Genomic DNA, 16495 nt, shown 5'->3' with positions numbered 1-16495 from the left:
CAGTTGAGTCGGAGGTCTTGATGTCAGCTGATAGCACGGAATGGCGGGCCGTGAGGCCGGTCACCCGCGCGCCCAATATCGCAATTCAGCGCAACCGGTACACCCTTTGTTAGCTTTGGGCCGCAGCGCCGCACCGGACTTTGCCAAATGTTAGCGGACGCGGGTCCAGTCTCGGAACCAATACGGGGCGGCGAAGAGAATGACGATCATTTTGCGGATATTGCTCGCTGTGGGCATCGCCTGCGGCGTCCTGGCGCCTGCCGGCCGTGTCGTCGCGGCTGACGCCAAATCCCTCGACATCGTCTTCGTGAACCCCGGCAAGACCGGCGAGGTCTATTGGGACATGGTCGCGCAGACCATGCAGGCCGCGGGCCGCAAGCTCGATGCGCATGTCGAGGTCCTGACCAGCGAGCGCAATTACCGCACCATGCAGGAGCTCGGGCTCGGCGTCGTGGCACGTCGCGACAAGCCCGACTTCCTCATTCTCTCGAACGAGGAATCCGCCGCCGTTCCGATCCTGGAGGCGGCCGAGGCTGCGGGCGTCAAGACGCTGCTGCTCTCGAACACGCTGATCGGCGAAGATGCGAGCCGGCTTGGACCGCCGCGCCGGACGCTCAAGACCTGGCTCGGCGACATCACGACCGATCTTCAGACCGCGGGGGCGCGGATGGCGAATGCGCTGATCAGCGCCGCGCGTGCCGAGAAATGGGAGAGCCCGGATGGCAAGATCCACATTCTCGGCATCGGTGGCGACGAGATCACGCCCGCCTCGATCGCCCGCAATGCCGGGCTCCAGCTTGCGGTGGCGGCCGCGCCCGACGTGGTGGTGGACCGGATGCTGTTCGCCAACTGGACGCAGTCGGAGGCCGAGCAGGTCACTGCGAATTATCTGAGCTGGGCCTCGCGCAAGGAGATCCGGCCTGCCGGCATATGGGCCGGAAACGATCCGATGGCGCTCGGCGCGCTACGCGCGGCGACCGCTGCCGGCCTCATGCCCGGCCGGAATATCCAGGTGGCCGGGCTCAACTGGTCAGAGGACGCGCTACGCGAGATCAAGGCCGGTCGTCTGCTCCTGACCGACGGCGGGCACTTCCTGCTCGGCGGCTGGTCGATCGTCCTGCTCCGCGACTACGCCGATGGCTGCGATTTCGCCGCCGTCTCACCCCGCGTCGAGGTCAAGACATCCGCGATCACGCGCGACAATCTCGCTTCGGTCGGGGACCTCATCAGGACGCGCGCTTTCGACCGGATTGATTTCGCGCGGTTCCGGGCGAAGGCGGGACGCTGCGGCCAATATGATTTCTCCGTCGATGCGCTCATCTCATCCCTGGCGCCGCTCGAAGGTGCTGCCGATTGATGCGAGACGCTGACGACATGACCGGTCCGGATCGCAACGCGCAGGCAGCGCCAGCGCGCCTGCGCTCGGTCGTCCGCGCGATGATCTGGGCCACCGTACCCGTTCTGCTGCTGGTGCAATTGCTGGCTTCCGCCGGCGTCGAGGCCTCGAGCTTCTGGTCGCAGATCAGGCAGCTCGACGCCCACATTGCCCGCGTCGCCGAGAGCCGCGCCGAGCTGATCGCCGAGCCGCTCTGGAAGATGCGTTACGACCAGGTCACGAACGTGCTCAACGAGATCATGCACGACGAGACCATCGCGGCGGCGGCCGTCTATGACGACACCGGCGTTGCGATCGCCCGCGTGGTGGCGCGCCCCTCCGGGCAGGCGGTCGCGGAGGTGTCGCGTCCGATCAACTACAGCAACGGCAACATGGCCGTGCAGGCCGGCCGTATCGCGATCGCCTATTCCTACGCAACAGTGTACGCCGACACCGGCAGCCGCCTGATGCGGCTGCTGATCGTCGGCCTGCTCGCAACGCTTGCGACCGTGGTCGCAATGCGGATTTCGGCGAACATCTTCATCGGCAAGCCGCTTGCCGCGATCATGTCGGCGATCCAGCGCAGCAAGCGGGATGGTCGCGCCTATCCGGCGGACATCAGATCGTCGAACGAATTCGGCCAGCTCGCGCACGCCTTCAACGCGATGCAGCACACGACGACAGGTGCGCTCGATCGGCTCGGGCACATGGCTTCGCACGACCCGCTCACGGGCCTGCCCAATCGGCGCTCGCTGTCCGAGCGCCTTGTGACCCTGAGCAGCGATGCAGGTTCGCCGGATTCCCTGATCGCCTTCTGCTTCATCGATCTGGACGACTTCAAGGGCATCAACGACACCTTCGGTCATGATGCCGGCGACAAGTTCCTGGTCCACATTTCCGGGCGTCTGCGCGAGGCGGTCGAGCCGCAGGATTGGGTGGCGCGGCTCGGCGGCGACGAATTCGTCGTGATCCGCCCCGAAGTCGGCAACGAAGCGACCGCGCAAGCCTTCGCGCGCCAGCTGCTGGACGCGATTTCCGAGCCGATCCGGCTGCACGACAAGCAGGTCGTGCCGCGGGCCAGCATCGGTCTTGCCGTGCGCCGCGCCGGCGATTCCGAGCTATCGTACCTGCCGGCGCTCGCCGACATCGCGCTCTACCATGCCAAGACCAAGGCGCCCGGCACCGTCGCGGTGCTGAACGAGGCGCTCCAGCGCGACTACCGCCGGCGCAGGGAGCTCGAGCTTGCCATTCCCGCAGGCTTCGCCGAGGGCCAGTTCGAGGTCTGGTATCAAAGCCAGGTCGACCTCGAGAGCCAGGGCGTCGTCGGCCTGGAGGCGCTCATTCGTTGGCGCCACCCTGAATATGGCGTGATCGGTCCCGGCGAATTCCTGTCGCTGATCGAGCGCAGCGGCAACAATGCACGGCTGACGCGCTATGTGCTGACCGATGCCTGCCGCGCGCTGCAACATTTGGCTGCCGCCGGCAGGCCGGATATCCGGATCGCGATCAACCTGCCGCCGTCCGAGCTCGCCGACCATTCGCTTGCCGCCGAGCTGCGCGAGACCTGCCTGCGCTTCGGCGTCGCGGCCTCGTCGCTCGAGCTCGAGATCACCGAGGGCTCGCTGATCAACAACATCGCCAGCGCGTCCGAGACGTTGCATCGCCTGCGGCGCCTCGGCGCCACCATCGCGCTCGACGATTTCGGCACGGGCTACAGCTCGCTCGCCCATCTCAGGCGTTTCCCGCTGGACAAGGTCAAGATCGACAAGGCCTTCATCAGCGAGATTCCGGACAGCGCGGAAGACAAGGCGATCGTCGGCGTCATTGCATCGCTTGCCGGCACGCTGGGGCTGACCCTGGTCGCCGAAGGCATCGAGCGGGCCGAGCAGGCCCAGGCCATGCGCGAGATGGGCGTGAGGTTCGGGCAGGGCTTTCTCTATCAGAGGCCGCAGCCGCTCGCGGCCGTGCTGCACTGGCTCGAGGGACAGGCGGGCGAGGGCCGCATCCGCGTCGACAGCCTGTCGCTCGCGCCCGAATTCGCCGCCTGAGCGCGGGTCATCACGGCTGGGTCGCGTTCCAGAGCATGGAGAGGCCGGCTGCGATCATGATCGCGTCCATCATCATGCGGAACATCTCCGGCTTCAAATGCAGCACGAAGCGCTTTGCGATGAAGGCACCTGACATCAGCGAGCAACCTGCGATCAGGCCCTTGATGAAGACATCGCCGGTCAGCGCACCGAAGCGTTCGAAGGTCACGGATTTGGCGAAGTAGAGGCCGAGCGAGGCGGCGGCCTCCGTCGCCAGGAACGCGCCCTTGCTCAAGCCGTAGAACAGGAACAGCGGCACGCTGAGCGGGCCGGTCGAGACCACGATGCCGGTGAGATAGCCGATGACGGCCCCGCCGATTGCGAGGTGCCAGAGATTGGCCTTGAGGTCGTGCCGCACCAGCCAGTGCCGGACCGGCACCATCGCGATCAGGAAGATGCCGATGGCGAGATCGACGGTGTGGGAGGGCAGCGCCAGCAGCGTGCGCGCGCCAAGCGCTGCGGCCGGAATGCCCGTCACCGAATAGGCCGCGCAGGCCCGCCAGTCGACCTCGCGCCACCAGGCCAGAATCCGCGAGAAATTCGCCATCACGGAGGCCACCGCCATGATCGGCACAGCTTCCTTCGGCCCGTACGCATAGACCAGCACCGGCATCAGCATGATCGACGAGCCGGTGCCGACGATGCCTGAGATGGTGCCGGCGATGAGGCCGACGGTGAGGACGAAGAGGAAGGCCAAGGGCGGGGCTCCGGGAATCGGCGCAGTGTAGCTGGAGGAGGCGTGCAGGGCGAACGGTCGGGGCGCTTGTCTCGTAGTTAATTGGCGGTGTTGCGGGAACCGCCAATCCGATCTGCTCGGCGGCCTGATCCTTAGAATTTGAAGCGTATTGATCGGAGCATTCGCTCAAAGAATTTGAGGTCCCGCGATGCCTGATCACCATTCCTTCTCCGCGCTCGACCGCCATGCGGTGCTCGGCGGATCTGACAACGGTTTTCCCTGGTACGCCGGCGCGATGCTCGCGGTCGAAGCGAGTGAAGTGGTGCGGCTGCGCTGCGAGAAGCTCAGCCATGGCGATGAGGCCGCCGGGCAGGAAGCCGCGCTGATGGTAAGCGAAAAGATTGCTGCAGCCTTCGAGGCCGCCGCGAGCCTGCTCGCGGGCGCAACGCCAGCGGCCATCGTCCAGCGCTATCGCGAGCATGTGGCCGCGAATGCCAGGCGGCTGTCCGCCAACGAGACTCCATGACGAATTCTGCTGCTGACAGCATGTTGGCAGCAGGGACCAGCTACGACCCTTTCCTGACAAAACGGAGAGCGGGTCATGCCGATCGAGGCAAGCTGTCATTGCGGTGAGACGGTGTTCGAGGTGATGGAGGCGCCCTCGGGCGTGACGCACTGCACCTGCTCGCTCTGCGCCAAGCGCGGCGCGCTGTGGGCCTATTACAAGCCGGCGCAGTTTCGTCTGCTGTCGCCGCCGGAAAGCGTCGCGACCTATCTCTGGGGCAGCCGCACCGTCAAACACCATTTCTGCGCAAACTGCGGCTGCGGCACCTATTCGGAGTCGCCGGACTGGTCGACCGGCAAGCCCGACTTCGACAATCCCAGGGTCGGCGTCAACGCGCGCCTGTTCGATGATTTCGATCTGGACGCAGTGCCGGTCAACGTGATCGACGGCAAGAATTTGTGGTGAGGATGCTGCCTCCCGTCCTCTTGAGACTGCCGGAGAAAGCTGATCTGTTTCCGGCCTCAGTGAGAAGAAAGGGGAGGAAACCCATGATGCGTCTTTTGACGCGAGCGATGCTCGCAATGTGTCTGGGCGTTGTAGCCAGCCTCAACGCGGCGCAGGCGCAGACCAGGCCGAAGGTCACGACGCTCGGACCTGACTTTCCCAAGGCGGCGTTGTTCGTCGGCAACAGCTTCTTCTACTACAACAACGGCATGCCCGGGCATCTCACCTTCATGGAGCGGGCCGCGGATGCGGCCAACAAGGCGGCCTATCGCAACACCATGGCCACGATCGGCGGCTCCGGCCTCGACTGGCACGACATGGACAATCTGCTGCGGCCGGGCGGCATCGGCACCTACTCCTTCGACGAGCAGAACGTCGTGATCTTCAACAAGCCCGGCAAGCAGTTCGATGCGGTCGTGATGATGGATTGCAGCCAGTGCCCGATCCATCCGCAATTGAAGGACGCCTTCGCCGCCTTCGCCAAGAAGGACAGCGAGATCGTCCGCGCCCACGACATGCGGCCCGTGCTGTTCATGTCCTGGGCCTATGCGGACAAGCCGGAGACGACGGAAGGACTGGCCGAGGCCTACACGGTCGCCGGCAATGCCAATGATGCGCTCGTCATTCCCGCGGGCCTTGCCTTCGCGCGCGTTCGCAAGCTTCAGCCGGAGCTCAATCTCTATGCGCCGGACAAGCGGCATCCGAGTCCGGCCGGCACGTATCTGGCGGCCTGCACGACGTTCGCCGCACTGACAGGTCGCTCGCCGGTCGGCAATGCCTACATCATGGGGCTCGATCCCGAGATGGCGCAGCTGCTGCAAAAGACGGCGTGGGACACTGTGCAGGAGTACTACGGCCGCTGATCTAGCGCAGGACGATCCAGGCCGGCGCGTGATCGCTCGCGCCGTCCTCGCCGCGAACCTTCTTGTCGACGCCGGCCTTGGCCAGGCGTGAAACGAGGGCAGGGCTGACCAGCAGATGATCGAGCCGCAGGCCGGCATCGCGCGGCCAGCGGTTCCGCTTGTAGTCCCAGAATGTGTAGATGCGCTTGTCCGGATGAAGCTCGCGGATCGCGTCGCACCAGCCCTGCGCGACCAGCGAGGCAAAGGCCGCGCGGCTCTTCGGCTGGATCAGCGCGTCCTTGTCCCAGGATCTCGTCGGATAAATGTCGATCGCCGTCGGCGCCACGTTGTAGTCGCCGGCGAGCACCACGGGCAGGTCCTGCTTGATGAAGGTCTTGGCGTGGCGCTTCAGGCGCGCGAACCAGTCGAGCTTGTAGTCGAATTTCGGCCCCGGCTGGGGATTGCCGTTGGGCAGGTAGATGCTGGTGACGATGATGCCGCGCACGGCGGCCTCGATGTAGCGCGCCTCGTGATCGTCGCGGTCGCCGGGCAGGCGGTCGCGGGTGAGAACGGGCTCGGCATTGCGGGCGAGGATGGCAACGCCGTTCCAGGTTTTTTGTCCACGCCATACTGCGCCATAGCCGGCCTTTTCGATGGCACTCGCCGGAAATTCGCCATCACTTGCCTTCAATTCCTGGAGCGCGACGACATCAGGCTTCGCTGCGCGCATCCATGCCAGCAGATTGGGCAGGCGGCGGTTGATGTTGTTGATGTTGAACGTCGCGATCTTCATGTAGAGCTGCTGGCTCCTGCCTTCCGACACCGGAGATACAATGTCCAAGTTGAGCTTTGCTGCTATCGTCGTCGTTGCCGCGTTCTCCGGAGCGGCTTCGGCACAATCGGCCGATCCGCGCGGCGCGTGCAAGGCGGATTACGACAAATTCTGCGCCGGCCTCGCGCCGGGCGGCGGCATCGTCGCCTGCCTCAACGGCAAGCGTGACCAGCTCAGCGCGACCTGCAAGGCGGCGCTCGACAGCAGGAAGAAGAAGTAAGCGGCTGACAGCTCAGCTCAGCTCAGCTCAGCTCAGCTCAGCTCAGCTCGGCAGCGGCGGCGGGCTCGCCGGCTGCTCGACCGGCGGCGGTGAGGGCGGTTGCTCGGCCGCCTGTGCGGAGGACGGCTGTGCCAGCGGCTCCACCACGTTGCCGCCCTTGTAGACGCGGGCATAGCGGTGGCCGAGGCTGGTCAGCACCTCATAGCCGATCGTGCCGAAATGATGCGCGAGCTCGTCGACGGTGATGCCTTCGCCGATCAGCGTCACCATGTGGCCGCGCCGTGCCGCGTTCGGCGGCAGATCGGTGATGTCGATCGCGATCAGGTCCATGGAGACGCGGCCTGCGACCGGACAGCGCTTGCCGGCAACGATCACCTCTGCGCCGCGCGTGCCGTCGTTTGAACTGGCGGCGCGGAAATAGCCGTCGGCATAGCCGACCGCGATGATCGCAAGCTTGGTCGGCCGGCGCGCGGTCCAGGTGCCGCCATAGCCGACGCTCTCGCCGCGCTCGATATTGCGGATCTGCACGATGCGCGCCTTGAGATCGACCACTGGCTGCATCGGATTGTCGGCCTCCGGCGTCGGGTTGACGCCGTAGAGTGCGGCGCCCGGCCGCACCAGGTCGAACTGGAAGGGGGCGCCGAGGAAGATTCCGGACGAATTGGCGAGCGCCGCCGGCACGCCGGAGAATTCGCTGGCGATGCCGCGGAAGGAGGCGAGCTGTTTTGCATTGACCGGGCTGTTGAGCTGCTCGGCCGAGACCAGATGGCTCATCACCAGCGTGATGCCGTGGTCGCCGGCGTTGATGCGGGGAATGATGGCCTGCGCTTCCGAAAGCGTCAGCCCCAGCCGGTTCATGCCGGTGTCGATGTGAACAGCGGCGCCTCCGTTCCAGCCGGTGCGGCGGCAGAACACGTCCCATTCGGCGAGCTCGTTGAGATCGCCGATCACCGGACGGCAATTGATCTGGGCGTAGTGCTCGCCGGTGTTCTGGAAATAGCCGCCGAGCACGTAGATGGTCGGCTCCGGTACGGCGGCGCGTACCTTGCGCGCCTCCTCGATGGTGGCGACGAAGAAGGTCTTGCAGCCGGCCTTGCTGAGGGCACGCGCGACCTGCTGGGCGCCGCAGCCATAGGCATCGGCCTTGATCACCGCCGAGCATTCGGCCGGCACCGCCGTCTTCTCGAGCTTGCGCCAGTTGGCGATGATCGCGTCGAGATCGACGGTGAGCACGCCGCCGAAGGCAGAGAGCGCGGCAGCCTGATTGGCCTCCGCGGAGAGGAGGCCGGATTGCGGGGTCATTTTCGTGTCGGACGCCATTGTCATGGCGCCGTTTTACGCAAGAGGCAGGTCTGGTTCAAGGAACTCAGTAGTCGTTGCTGCTGCGAGCCGGCATCTGGCTGTCGGGCGCGAGATCGCCGAACCGCGTGACGGAGGCTTCGAACGCCAGATCGACGGTGCCTGTCGGGCCGTGGCGCTGCTTGCCGATGATGACTTCGGCCTTGCCATGCGCAAGACTCATGTCAAGCTGCCACTTCTCGTGTTCAGGCGTACCCGGGCGCGGCTCCTTCATCGCGAGGTAATATTCCTCGCGGTACACGAACAGCACGACGTCGGCGTCCTGCTCGATCGATCCGGATTCACGCAAGTCGGAGAGCTGCGGCCGCTTGTCGTCGCGGGATTCGACCTGACGCGAGAGCTGCGACAGCGCGATCACGGGAACGTTGAGTTCCTTCGCCAGCGCCTTGAGGCTGGTCGTGATCTCCGTGATTTCCTGCACGCGACTGTCGCTGGCGCGCTTGCCCGAGCCCGACAGCAGCTGGATGTAGTCGATCACGAGCAGGTCGAGGCCCTTCTGTCGCTTCAGCCGGCGCGCGCGCGCCATCAGCTGGGCGATCGACAGGCCGCCGGTCGCGTCGACATAGAAAGGCAGCGATTGCAGCTCGATCGAGACCTCCCGGATTTTTTCGAAGTCGGCTTCCGAGATGCCGCCGCGGCGGATTTGGGAGGAGGGAACGCCGGTGCGCTCGGCCACGATACGCGTGGCGAGCTGGTCGGCCGACATTTCGCAGGAGAAGAAGCCGATCACGCCGCCATTGGCGGCCTTCGTTGTGCCATCCGCCTGGACCTCAGGAACATAGGCCTTGGCCACGTTGTAGGCGATGTTGGTCGCCAGCGACGTCTTGCCCATGCCGGGACGTCCCGCGACGATGATGAGATCGGAGTGCTGCAGGCCACCCATCTTGGTGTCGAGGTCGCGCATGCCCGTCGAGATACCCGACAGCTTTCCGTCGCGCTGGAACGCCTTTGCCGCAAGATCTACCGCGACCGCCAACGCCTGCGAGAATTTCTGGAAGCCACCGTCATAGCGACCGGACTCCGCAAGCTCGTAGAGCTTTCGCTCGGCGTCCTCGATCTGCGCGCGCGGCTGGAAATCGACCGGAGCGTCATAGGCGACATTGACCATGTCCTCGCCGATGCCGATCAGGTCACGCCGCAATGACAGGTCGTAGACGGTACGGCCGTAATCCTGGGCGTTGATGATGGTGGTCGCTTCGGCCGCGAGGCGCGCCAGATATTGTCCGATGGTCATGCCGCCGACATCGGTATCGGCGGGCAGGAACGTCTTCAGCGTGACGGGCGTGGCGATCTTGCCCATCCGGATCAGGCTGCCGGCGGTGTCGAAGATGGTCTGGTGCAGCGGCTCGAAGAAATGCTTCGCCTCCAGGAAGTCGGAGACGCGGTAGAAGGCATCGTTGTTGACCAGGATTGCGCCCAAAAGGCTCTGTTCCGCTTCGATATTATGCGGCGCGCTCCGATAGGTCGGAGTTCCTGCGTCAGGCGCGAGTTTGAGAACGTTCGAATCAGTCAGGGCCATGGTCGGACGTGCTTAGCAATTTTCTTGGGCGGATGCGGGGCCGGGATAAAGCGCCGCCCGCGCCCAAAGCGGAAGCAAAAGCTGACCGCTATCAACCGCTCAGTTAAAATGGTGGATGATTAGCAGCCGCAGCATGCACCGCGCTTGACGGATTTTGCGGAACTCGCCCCGGCCCGGAAGCGGCCGCGACCGTGCCATGGAAATATCCTGAAACCGTGAACCTATTGGATTGGCGTGCAGACGTATCAAGAGCGCGCGAAATGACGCACGCTGGCCGCTTTCGGCTCGGGCTCAGACCAGCAGGAGGTAGACCAGCGCAACCAGGGCCGCCCCGACGCCGGTAACGATCAGGGCGTAATCGGTACGGAGGTCGTCCTGCACGTCGAATGAGGTTTGGGTCTCTTTGCTCATGGCGACGGTCTAGGCCAGGCCCGACCAGACTTATGTGAAGCAGATCACATCTCTCCGGATTCTTTCGGGGTAGCGCCGGAACGGACGGGCAGACAGGGGATTGTCCCCGGTAACCCGCCATCAGGGAGACGAGGCAAGCGATGCGGCCAGAACGGCAGCACCAGATCTGGCGAAGCGAGGCAGGCAGCCGGCTTTGGCTGTCCGGGCTGATCGCGGCCATGCAGCACGCCGAGCGCCCCGAAGTGCGTTGCCAGCCGGTCGCGCCCGAGATCCTCGTGGAACTGCGGGCGCAGCTGGCGTTAACGGCCTCTTTACGCTCGTCCCCGATTTCGACCCTGCGTCACTAGGCTCTATTCACCAGCCAGCTTCAGCCTTGGCTTGGCGCCGCGTTCGATGGCCCGCAGGCGGGCCTCTTCGTGGGCGATGTAGTCACGGGTCGTCGGCACCACACCCTGACGCTTGGTGAGCTGGATCTGGAAGTTCATCATGTGCTGCTTGCGGAACGTCATCTCGCTGGCCGCCAGATAAAACTCCCACATCAGGGCGAAGCGCTCATCGTAAAGCTGCACGGCCTCCTCGCGCCGCGCCATGAAGCGCTCCCGCCAGGCCTTCAGCGTGTCGGCGTAATGCAGCCGGAGGATCTCGATGTCGCAGACCAGCAGGCCCGCACGCTCGATCGCCGGCAGCACCTCGGACAGAGCGGGGATGTAACCGCCCGGGAAGATGTATTTGGCGATCCAGGGATTGGTGGAATCCGGGCCCTGCGAACGGCCGATCGAATGCAGCATCATGACACCGTCCTCGCTCAAGAGTTCGGCGCAGCGCTGGAAGTAAGCGTCGTAGAACCTGACCCCGACATGCTCCAGCATGCCGACTGAGACGATGCGGTCGAACGGCCCGTCAATGTCGCGATAGTCCTGGAGCAGGAATTTGGCCGATCCGGTCAGGCCCTTTTCGGCCGCGCGCGTATTGGCGATCTGCAACTGCTCTGTCGACAGCGTGATGCCGGTGACGTCAGCGTCAGCGATCTCGGCGAGATAGAGCCCGAGCCCGCCCCAGCCCGAGCCGATGTCGAGCACGCGCTGGCCAGCCGTGACGCGAAGCTTCGCGGCGATGTGCCGCTTCTTGGCGAGCTGCGCATCGTCGAGCGTGCTCTCCGGCGTCTCGAAATAGGCGCAGCTATACTGCTTGTCGGCGTCGAGGAAGAGCGAATAGAGCCGGGCGTCGAGATCGTAGTGATGCGCGACATTGCGACGCGAGCGCGAGCGCGGATTGAACTGCTTCAGGTGCCGCGTCAGATAGCGCAGGTGCCACCAGGGCTTTGCCCACTGCGGCAATAGGTCGGGTTGATCGAGCAGGATCGCGAGGGCATCAGCTATGGTGCCGCGCTCGACGACGAACTCGCCGTCCATATAGGCCTCGCCAAGCCCGAGCTCGGGATTGATGAGGATCTTTCGTTCTGCGTCCGCAGTGACGAAACGGACTGCGATCGGCTCGCCCGAGCCGTTGCCGACAGTGAACTTCGCCCCGTTCGCCGTGGTCACCGTCATCGACCCGCGGCGAATGAATTGAGACAGGAATTGACGCAACAAACGGTCCATCGACACCTTCCTCTCGAGCGAACCCGAAGAGATGCGACTAACCCGGCTTTCACATCAGACGCTCAGGTCCCGCTCTGGTTCCTATGCGTTTGCATCTAAATCTAGGGAGGGTCGTCCGCTCCCGCTATTGCGCTGTATTCAAAGCCGATATTCCAAAAGCGCTTAACCACATCCTTGCGCGCGGAGCCTGCTTCCATTCGCGGCTCAATCCGCTAAAAGGTGACCCGCCGCCGCGCCGCGGAAATTCAATGGAGATGATGGGAATGTCGAGCCGAGCGCTCAGCCTCGCGACGGTAGTGCTTCTGATCGGCTTCGGCGCGGCCGATGCCGTTCTTGCGCAGGCAACGAACCTCGAGGCCGGCAAGGCCCCATCCCAGCTCTTCGCGCAGACCTGCAATGCCTGCCACAAGAGCCCGAGGGGGCTGCTGAAGACTGTCGCGCCGGGTTCGCTGCCGGGTTTCCTGCGTCAGCACTACACCACCAGCTCCGACATGGCCGGCGTGCTGGCTTCCTACCTTGTTTCGAACGGCGCCACCGACACCCGCTACCAGGCCAAGGATGGTGGCAAGGACGGCAAGGACAAGAAGGACGGCGCCAAGGACAAGGAAGCGAGCACCAATCCTGCGCAGTCGCCTGAGCATCAGGGCCGTCGCCAGCGCTCCCAGGAGGCCAAGCCGGAAGGTGAGGCTGCAGCTCCCGCGACCGAGGGCGCGCGTCAGAAGCGCGCCGCGCGGCCTGCCGAGGAGGGCGCCAGGGAAGGTCTAAAGCCCGAGGGCCAGGCAGCGCCTGAGGGGCGCAAAGCCAAGCGTCGCGGCAAGCCCGGGACCGAGGAAGCGCCGAAGGTCGACGCCGCCGCGCCGGCCACTGAAGAGAAGAAGAGCGAGCCGAAGGCCGAGTCCAAGCCCGAGAGCGCCAAGGTCGAACCCGGTCGTGACGAGTCCAAGCCAGAGAAGGCGACCGAGAAACCCGCCGAGCCGAAGCCGGAGAGCGCCAAGGTCGAGCCGCGCAGCAGCGACGCTCCGGCGCTGCGGCCCGACCTGGTGCCGCAGGTGACGCCGGCCCCGCCGGAGGCCGCCGCGAAGCCCGCCGAGCCGGCCGCGCCCAAGGCGGCGGAAGAGGCGGCTCCCAAGCCCGCCGCGCCTGCCGCAAGCTCCGAACCGGCGGCCAAGCCGCAGGAGCCGGCGCCGCCCGCGACCGCTGCGGCCCCGCCGCCGGCGGAGTCGTCAGGACCGCCGGCGCCGCCGATTTCGCGCTAAGCCAACCAGCATTTTCAGATCGCGTTGCGAGGGCCGCGTTCATCGCGGCCTTCGCATCGCCTTGACCGCGGTTAGAGCAGTACTCTAGAGTAGTGCTCTAGGAGACGCTGATGTCGGCAAGCATGCGTGACGACCTGTTGGCGGCGGGGCTGTTCGTGTTCGACCGCGTCGGCTTCGAGGCTGCGACGGTGGCTGCGATCCGCGCCAGAGCGCGCGCCTCGAACGGCAGCTTCTTTCACGTCTTCGGATCGAAGAAGGAGCTGGCCGGCGCGTTGTTTCTGGAGGTGCTGCGGCATTATCACGCCGCAGTGCTGGCCGCGCTCGATCCCGCGCCTGACGCCGAGCAGGGCATCGATCGCCTGATCCGGGCGCATCTCGACTGGGTCGTCTCGAGCCGGCGCGAGGCCCGCTATCTCTTCGAGATCTCGCGCAGCGAATGGGGCGAGGATGTCCGCGACGCCCAGCGCGCACAGAATGCGCGCCTTGCCGAAGGCATCGAACGCTGGCGCGCGCCGCTGGTTGCCGGCGGCGAGCTTCTGCCGATGACACCGGTGACGTTCATCAGCCAGCTCATCGGCCCGGCGCAAATCTTCTGCCGCGCGTTCCTGTCGGGTCGCGATCGTGCCGATCCGCGGAGCGAGGCCGACACGCTGGTCGCTTGCGCCATCCGCGCGCTGCGGCCGCCCGATCGCATCAACAAACAATAAGGAGAGGTGTCATGCGAGCCGAAGCAGATCCGGAATTTGCGGCCGTGGCCGAGCGCATCCACGCCAATGTCGGCCGCCAGGGCTTCATGAACCTGGTTGGCGCGGAGCTCTCGGAATTGTCGCGCGGCACCTGCACGATCGCGGTGGAGCGCCGGCCGGAACTGCTTCAGCAGCACGGCTTTTTCCACGGCGGCGTCACCGCCTTTCTGGTCGACAACGCCACGACGATCGCGGCCGCCACCTCGCGCGGCCAGCCGGCGCTGACGGCGGAGTACAAGCTCAATTTGTTGTCGCCTGCTGTCGGCGAGAAGCTGATCTGCCGGGCAAGGGTGATCAAGCCGGGGCGCCAGGTCTCGGTGGTCGCGGCCGACGTGTTCTGTGTCAGCGACGGTGTCGAGAAGCATACGGCAACCGCGCTCGCCTCGATCGCGATGCTGAGCGAGGACGTCGCCGCCAAAACGAAAAGCCCGGCCGCTTGAAGCGGCCGGGCTGATTCCCATGGTCGTCATCCGGGACAGCGCGCCAGCGCTGAACCCGGAATCTCGAGATTCCGGGTCTGGTCCTTCGGACCATCCCGGAATGACAACGTTGGAGTTACTTCTCGGTCTCTTCCGCAGCCGGGGCCGGCTCGACGTCGTCGGGCTGGGCTTCCGGATCGAAGAACTCGCCGGCGGCGGCGATCGCCTCGGCGGCCGCATCGCGGTCCTCGTTGCGGGTCGAGATGTCCTCGCCGCGGTTGATGCGCTCGGCTTCGTCCTGGCTGCGCGCGACCGTGACGGTGATCTCGACCTCGACCTCGGGGTGCACGGCGACGGTGATGGTGTGCTTGCCGATGGTCTTGATCGGTGCGTCGAGCTGGATCTGCGGGCGAGCGAGCGAGATGCCGTCGGCTTCGAACGCGACGACGATGTCACGCACGTTGACCGAGCCGAACAGCTGGCCGGCTTCCGAGGCCTGGCGGATCACGATGATGTTCTTGCCCTGGATCTTCTCGGCGACCTTGGACGCCTCGGCCTTGGACGCGAGGTTGCGGGCCTCGAGGTCGGCCTTCATGCCGTCGTACTTGGCGCGGTTGTCGGCGGTGGCGCGCAATGCCTTGCCGCGCTTGAGCAGGAAATTGCGGGCGTAGCCGTCGCGAACCTTCACGACTTCGCCCATCTGGCCGAGCTTGTTGACGCGTTCCAGCAAAATGACTTCCATATTCGTTCTCCTTTGAAGTGCTCTGTGAGTTCGGGGTTTCAGGGTTGGACTTAAGGGGTCGGCAGCGGCGGCGGCTGGCGGCTGCGCAGGAAGCGCTCGCGGAAGCCGAACACGGCGTCCGCAAGGCCCAGGATCACCATCGCGATGACAGGCCATCCGAACACGACGACGACGGCGTAGGTCGAGCCGAGCCAGAAGGTGCGGCTCTTCAGCGCCAGCGTCAGCGTATGCAGCACGGCAAAGCCGGTGAGCGCGTAACTCATCATCAGCGCCGCCGTTGTGATCTGCGCGACGATCGCCAGCAGCCCGCCGGTGAAGCAGAAGGCGAGCGCGATGCAGAGCGCCACGAGCGTCATCGGCGGCAGCGCGGCCGTCATCAGATCCGGCCAGGGGCGGCGCAGCCGGCCCGACGTCGCCGTCACCTTGGCACTGAGCCAGAGGTTGAGGGTCAGCGTCATCATTGCGACGATGGTGGCGGCGGCCGGCGCGATGCGCACCAGCGCGTCGACGAACTGGTCGGCTTCACCGGAGGCTTGCGGATCGGTGGCGCGGAGGATGCGCATCAGGCCGCGCCGCAGCGTGCCCATGATGGTGTCGGCGTCGGTGCCGAGCGTGAGCAGGGCGGCGATCGTGGTCAGTGTGGCGAAGCCCGCGATCCACAGCAGGATGCGGCCGACCGGATACCACTCGAGCTCAGGCGCGGCCGGCGGCTCGGTGGCGGCGTCCGGCGTGACTTGTCCCACCTGCCGGCTGAGCAGGACGAGATGGCCGAGCCACCAGGCCGGCAGCGCGACGGTGACCGCGAACGCGATGCAGTAGGGCAGGCCGAACAGGGCGCCGAGGCCGATCGCGGCGGCGATGCCGCCAAGGCTCGCGCAGAGCGGTCCCCAGCCGATCGCGGCGACCATCAGCGGCAGCGGTGCGAGATAGAACAGGACGAGCGAGATCAGCGCGCCCGACACGATCGAGGCGAACATCAGGGCCGACGCAGCGCCGGCGATCAGGGCTATCAGTCCAAAGGCCATCATCAGCTGTCCCGCTCCCTTCGAGCGGTTAGAGGCGTCTTGCCCCAACCATCGGCGACCGGACGACCCGGAAGCCTTATGAAACTTAACTTAGAGAGTGCGGCCGGCGGCGATGTCGTCGCCGGCCGAATTCGTCTTAGCGAATGACGTAGGGCAGCAGGCCCAGGAAGCGCGCGCGCTTGATGGCGCGGGCGAGCTCACGCTGCTTCTTCGCGGACACCGCGGTGATGCGGCTCGGCACGATCTTGCCGCGCTCGGAGACGTAACGCATCAGCAGCTTGGAGTCCTTGTAGTCGATCTTCGGAGCATTGGCGCCCGTGAACGGGCAGCTCTTGCGACGACGGAAAAACGGACGGCGTGCACCAGCTTCAGCCAT

18 protein-coding genes are annotated in these 16495 nt (G+C 65.5%); 10 read left to right on the top strand and 8 right to left on the bottom strand.

From position 1 onward, the window contains the following. Positions 1–199 precede the first annotated feature (199 nt). Positions 200–1357: an ABC transporter substrate-binding protein gene (locus tag BM118_RS05325; RefSeq protein ID WP_092182868.1), complete on the top strand. Its 1158-nt coding sequence runs from the start codon at positions 200–202 to the stop codon at positions 1355–1357. After that, entirely contained in the window at positions 1357–3423 is a 2067-nt protein-coding gene (locus BM118_RS05320; RefSeq protein ID WP_092182866.1) for a putative bifunctional diguanylate cyclase/phosphodiesterase, read from the top strand. Before BM118_RS05325 ends, BM118_RS05320 begins: the two co-directional genes overlap by 1 nt. Before the next feature lie 10 nt (positions 3424–3433). On the opposite strand, the gene BM118_RS05315 is transcribed toward BM118_RS05320, so the two are convergent. After that, positions 3434–4159, bottom strand: coding sequence for a sulfite exporter TauE/SafE family protein (locus tag BM118_RS05315; protein ID WP_092182864.1), 726 nt, complete (start codon positions 4157–4159; stop codon positions 3434–3436). A gap of 187 nt (positions 4160–4346) precedes the next feature. On the opposite strand from BM118_RS05315, the gene BM118_RS05310 reads away from it, so the two are divergent. From BM118_RS05310 to BM118_RS05300, 3 genes are all read left to right on the top strand, one after another. Then, positions 4347–4664 (top strand): hypothetical protein, encoded by a 318-nt coding sequence (locus BM118_RS05310; protein ID WP_092182862.1) that lies wholly within the window; start codon positions 4347–4349, stop codon positions 4662–4664. A gap of 75 nt (positions 4665–4739) precedes the next feature. Next, positions 4740–5108 (top strand): GFA family protein, encoded by a 369-nt coding sequence (locus tag BM118_RS05305; protein WP_092182860.1) that lies wholly within the window; start codon positions 4740–4742, stop codon positions 5106–5108. Positions 5109–5191: 83 nt separating this feature from the next. After that, positions 5192–6010 (top strand): SGNH/GDSL hydrolase family protein, encoded by an 819-nt coding sequence (locus BM118_RS05300; protein ID WP_092182858.1) that lies wholly within the window; start codon positions 5192–5194, stop codon positions 6008–6010. A gap of 1 nt (position 6011) precedes the next feature. On the opposite strand, the gene BM118_RS05295 is transcribed toward BM118_RS05300, so the two are convergent. Beyond that, positions 6012–6782 (bottom strand): exodeoxyribonuclease III, encoded by a 771-nt coding sequence (locus BM118_RS05295; protein ID WP_092184278.1) that lies wholly within the window; start codon positions 6780–6782, stop codon positions 6012–6014. Between the two features lie 40 nt (positions 6783–6822). Between BM118_RS05295 and BM118_RS05290 the strand changes: the two genes are divergently transcribed. Beyond that, complete coding sequence (locus BM118_RS05290; RefSeq protein ID WP_025576279.1) at positions 6823–7041, top strand: hypothetical protein; 219 nt, start codon at positions 6823–6825, stop codon at positions 7039–7041. Positions 7042–7083: 42 nt separating this feature from the next. On the opposite strand, the gene alr is transcribed toward BM118_RS05290, so the two are convergent. Then, positions 7084–8343 carry an alanine racemase gene (gene alr / locus BM118_RS05285; protein ID WP_441299746.1) on the bottom strand — a complete coding sequence of 420 codons (1260 nt, stop codon included), beginning with the start codon at positions 8341–8343 and terminating at the stop codon, positions 7084–7086. 64 nt (positions 8344–8407) lie between these two features. Next, the gene (locus BM118_RS05280; RefSeq protein ID WP_092182854.1) at positions 8408–9919 is read right to left on the bottom strand and encodes a replicative DNA helicase; all 1512 of its coding nucleotides are present in this window, start codon (positions 9917–9919) and stop codon (positions 8408–8410) included. A gap of 551 nt (positions 9920–10470) precedes the next feature. On the opposite strand from BM118_RS05280, the gene BM118_RS05275 reads away from it, so the two are divergent. Next, positions 10471–10677 carry a transcriptional regulator gene (locus BM118_RS05275; protein ID WP_092182852.1) on the top strand — a complete coding sequence of 69 codons (207 nt, stop codon included), beginning with the start codon at positions 10471–10473 and terminating at the stop codon, positions 10675–10677. Between the two features lie 3 nt (positions 10678–10680). On the opposite strand, the gene BM118_RS05270 is transcribed toward BM118_RS05275, so the two are convergent. Further along, positions 10681–11931, bottom strand: coding sequence for an SAM-dependent methyltransferase (locus BM118_RS05270; protein ID WP_177234031.1), 1251 nt, complete (start codon positions 11929–11931; stop codon positions 10681–10683). Positions 11932–12194: 263 nt separating this feature from the next. On the opposite strand from BM118_RS05270, the gene BM118_RS05265 reads away from it, so the two are divergent. The 3 genes from BM118_RS05265 (at position 12195) to BM118_RS05255 (ending at position 14373) form a co-directional block, all read left to right on the top strand. Beyond that, a complete protein-coding gene (locus BM118_RS05265) occupies positions 12195–13187 on the top strand; it encodes a hypothetical protein (protein WP_177234030.1) in 993 nt (330 codons plus the stop codon). Between the two features lie 110 nt (positions 13188–13297). Next, a complete protein-coding gene (locus BM118_RS05260) occupies positions 13298–13894 on the top strand; it encodes a TetR/AcrR family transcriptional regulator (RefSeq protein WP_092182848.1) in 597 nt (198 codons plus the stop codon). Between the two features lie 11 nt (positions 13895–13905). After that, positions 13906–14373, top strand: a complete 468-nt coding sequence (locus BM118_RS05255; RefSeq protein WP_011086851.1) for a PaaI family thioesterase — start codon at positions 13906–13908, stop codon at positions 14371–14373. A gap of 115 nt (positions 14374–14488) precedes the next feature. On the opposite strand, the gene rplI is transcribed toward BM118_RS05255, so the two are convergent. The 3 genes from rplI to rpsR all read right to left on the bottom strand — a co-directional run bounded on the left by rplI (position 14489) and on the right by rpsR (position 16495). Next, a complete protein-coding gene (gene rplI / locus BM118_RS05250) occupies positions 14489–15094 on the bottom strand; it encodes a 50S ribosomal protein L9 (protein WP_092182846.1) in 606 nt (201 codons plus the stop codon). Between the two features lie 50 nt (positions 15095–15144). Next, positions 15145–16122: a DUF2232 domain-containing protein gene (locus tag BM118_RS05245; RefSeq protein ID WP_092182843.1), complete on the bottom strand. Its 978-nt coding sequence runs from the start codon at positions 16120–16122 to the stop codon at positions 15145–15147. A 133-nt stretch (positions 16123–16255) separates the two neighbouring features. Further along, positions 16256–16495, bottom strand: a complete 240-nt coding sequence (rpsR, locus tag BM118_RS05240) for a 30S ribosomal protein S18 (protein ID WP_007592020.1) — start codon at positions 16493–16495, stop codon at positions 16256–16258.

Source organism: Bradyrhizobium sp. cf659 (assembly GCF_900113725.1).
Lineage (GTDB): Bacteria > Pseudomonadota > Alphaproteobacteria > Rhizobiales > Xanthobacteraceae > Bradyrhizobium.
This window is presented reverse-complemented; position numbering and strand designations above follow the sequence as displayed.

Excerpts from the sequence above, each read along its gene's own strand:
- BM118_RS05320 (WP_092182866.1), top strand. The coding sequence starts at position 1,357 with ATGCGAGACGCTGACGACATGACCGGTCCGGATCGCAACGCGCAGGCA.
- BM118_RS05290 (WP_025576279.1), top strand. The coding sequence starts at position 6,823 with ATGTCCAAGTTGAGCTTTGCTGCTATCGTCGTCGTTGCCGCGTTCTCC.
- BM118_RS05280 (WP_092182854.1), bottom strand. The coding sequence starts at position 9,919 with ATGGCCCTGACTGATTCGAACGTTCTCAAACTCGCGCCTGACGCAGGA.
- BM118_RS05270 (WP_177234031.1), bottom strand. The coding sequence starts at position 11,931 with ATGGACCGTTTGTTGCGTCAATTCCTGTCTCAATTCATTCGCCGCGGG.
- BM118_RS05255 (WP_011086851.1), top strand. The coding sequence starts at position 13,906 with ATGCGAGCCGAAGCAGATCCGGAATTTGCGGCCGTGGCCGAGCGCATC.
- rplI (WP_092182846.1), bottom strand. The coding sequence starts at position 15,094 with ATGGAAGTCATTTTGCTGGAACGCGTCAACAAGCTCGGCCAGATGGGC.
- alr (WP_441299746.1), bottom strand. The coding sequence starts at position 8,343 with ATGACCCCGCAATCCGGCCTCCTCTCCGCGGAGGCCAATCAGGCTGCC.
- BM118_RS05245 (WP_092182843.1), bottom strand. The coding sequence starts at position 16,122 with ATGATGGCCTTTGGACTGATAGCCCTGATCGCCGGCGCTGCGTCGGCC.
- BM118_RS05275 (WP_092182852.1), top strand. The coding sequence starts at position 10,471 with ATGCGGCCAGAACGGCAGCACCAGATCTGGCGAAGCGAGGCAGGCAGC.
- BM118_RS05295 (WP_092184278.1), bottom strand. The coding sequence starts at position 6,782 with ATGAAGATCGCGACGTTCAACATCAACAACATCAACCGCCGCCTGCCC.
- BM118_RS05305 (WP_092182860.1), top strand. The coding sequence starts at position 4,740 with ATGCCGATCGAGGCAAGCTGTCATTGCGGTGAGACGGTGTTCGAGGTG.
- rpsR (WP_007592020.1), bottom strand. The coding sequence starts at position 16,495 with ATGGCTGAAGCTGGTGCACGCCGTCCGTTTTTCCGTCGTCGCAAGAGC.
- BM118_RS05260 (WP_092182848.1), top strand. The coding sequence starts at position 13,298 with ATGTCGGCAAGCATGCGTGACGACCTGTTGGCGGCGGGGCTGTTCGTG.
- BM118_RS05310 (WP_092182862.1), top strand. The coding sequence starts at position 4,347 with ATGCCTGATCACCATTCCTTCTCCGCGCTCGACCGCCATGCGGTGCTC.
- BM118_RS05300 (WP_092182858.1), top strand. The coding sequence starts at position 5,192 with ATGATGCGTCTTTTGACGCGAGCGATGCTCGCAATGTGTCTGGGCGTT.
- BM118_RS05325 (WP_092182868.1), top strand. The coding sequence starts at position 200 with ATGACGATCATTTTGCGGATATTGCTCGCTGTGGGCATCGCCTGCGGC.
- BM118_RS05265 (WP_177234030.1), top strand. The coding sequence starts at position 12,195 with ATGTCGAGCCGAGCGCTCAGCCTCGCGACGGTAGTGCTTCTGATCGGC.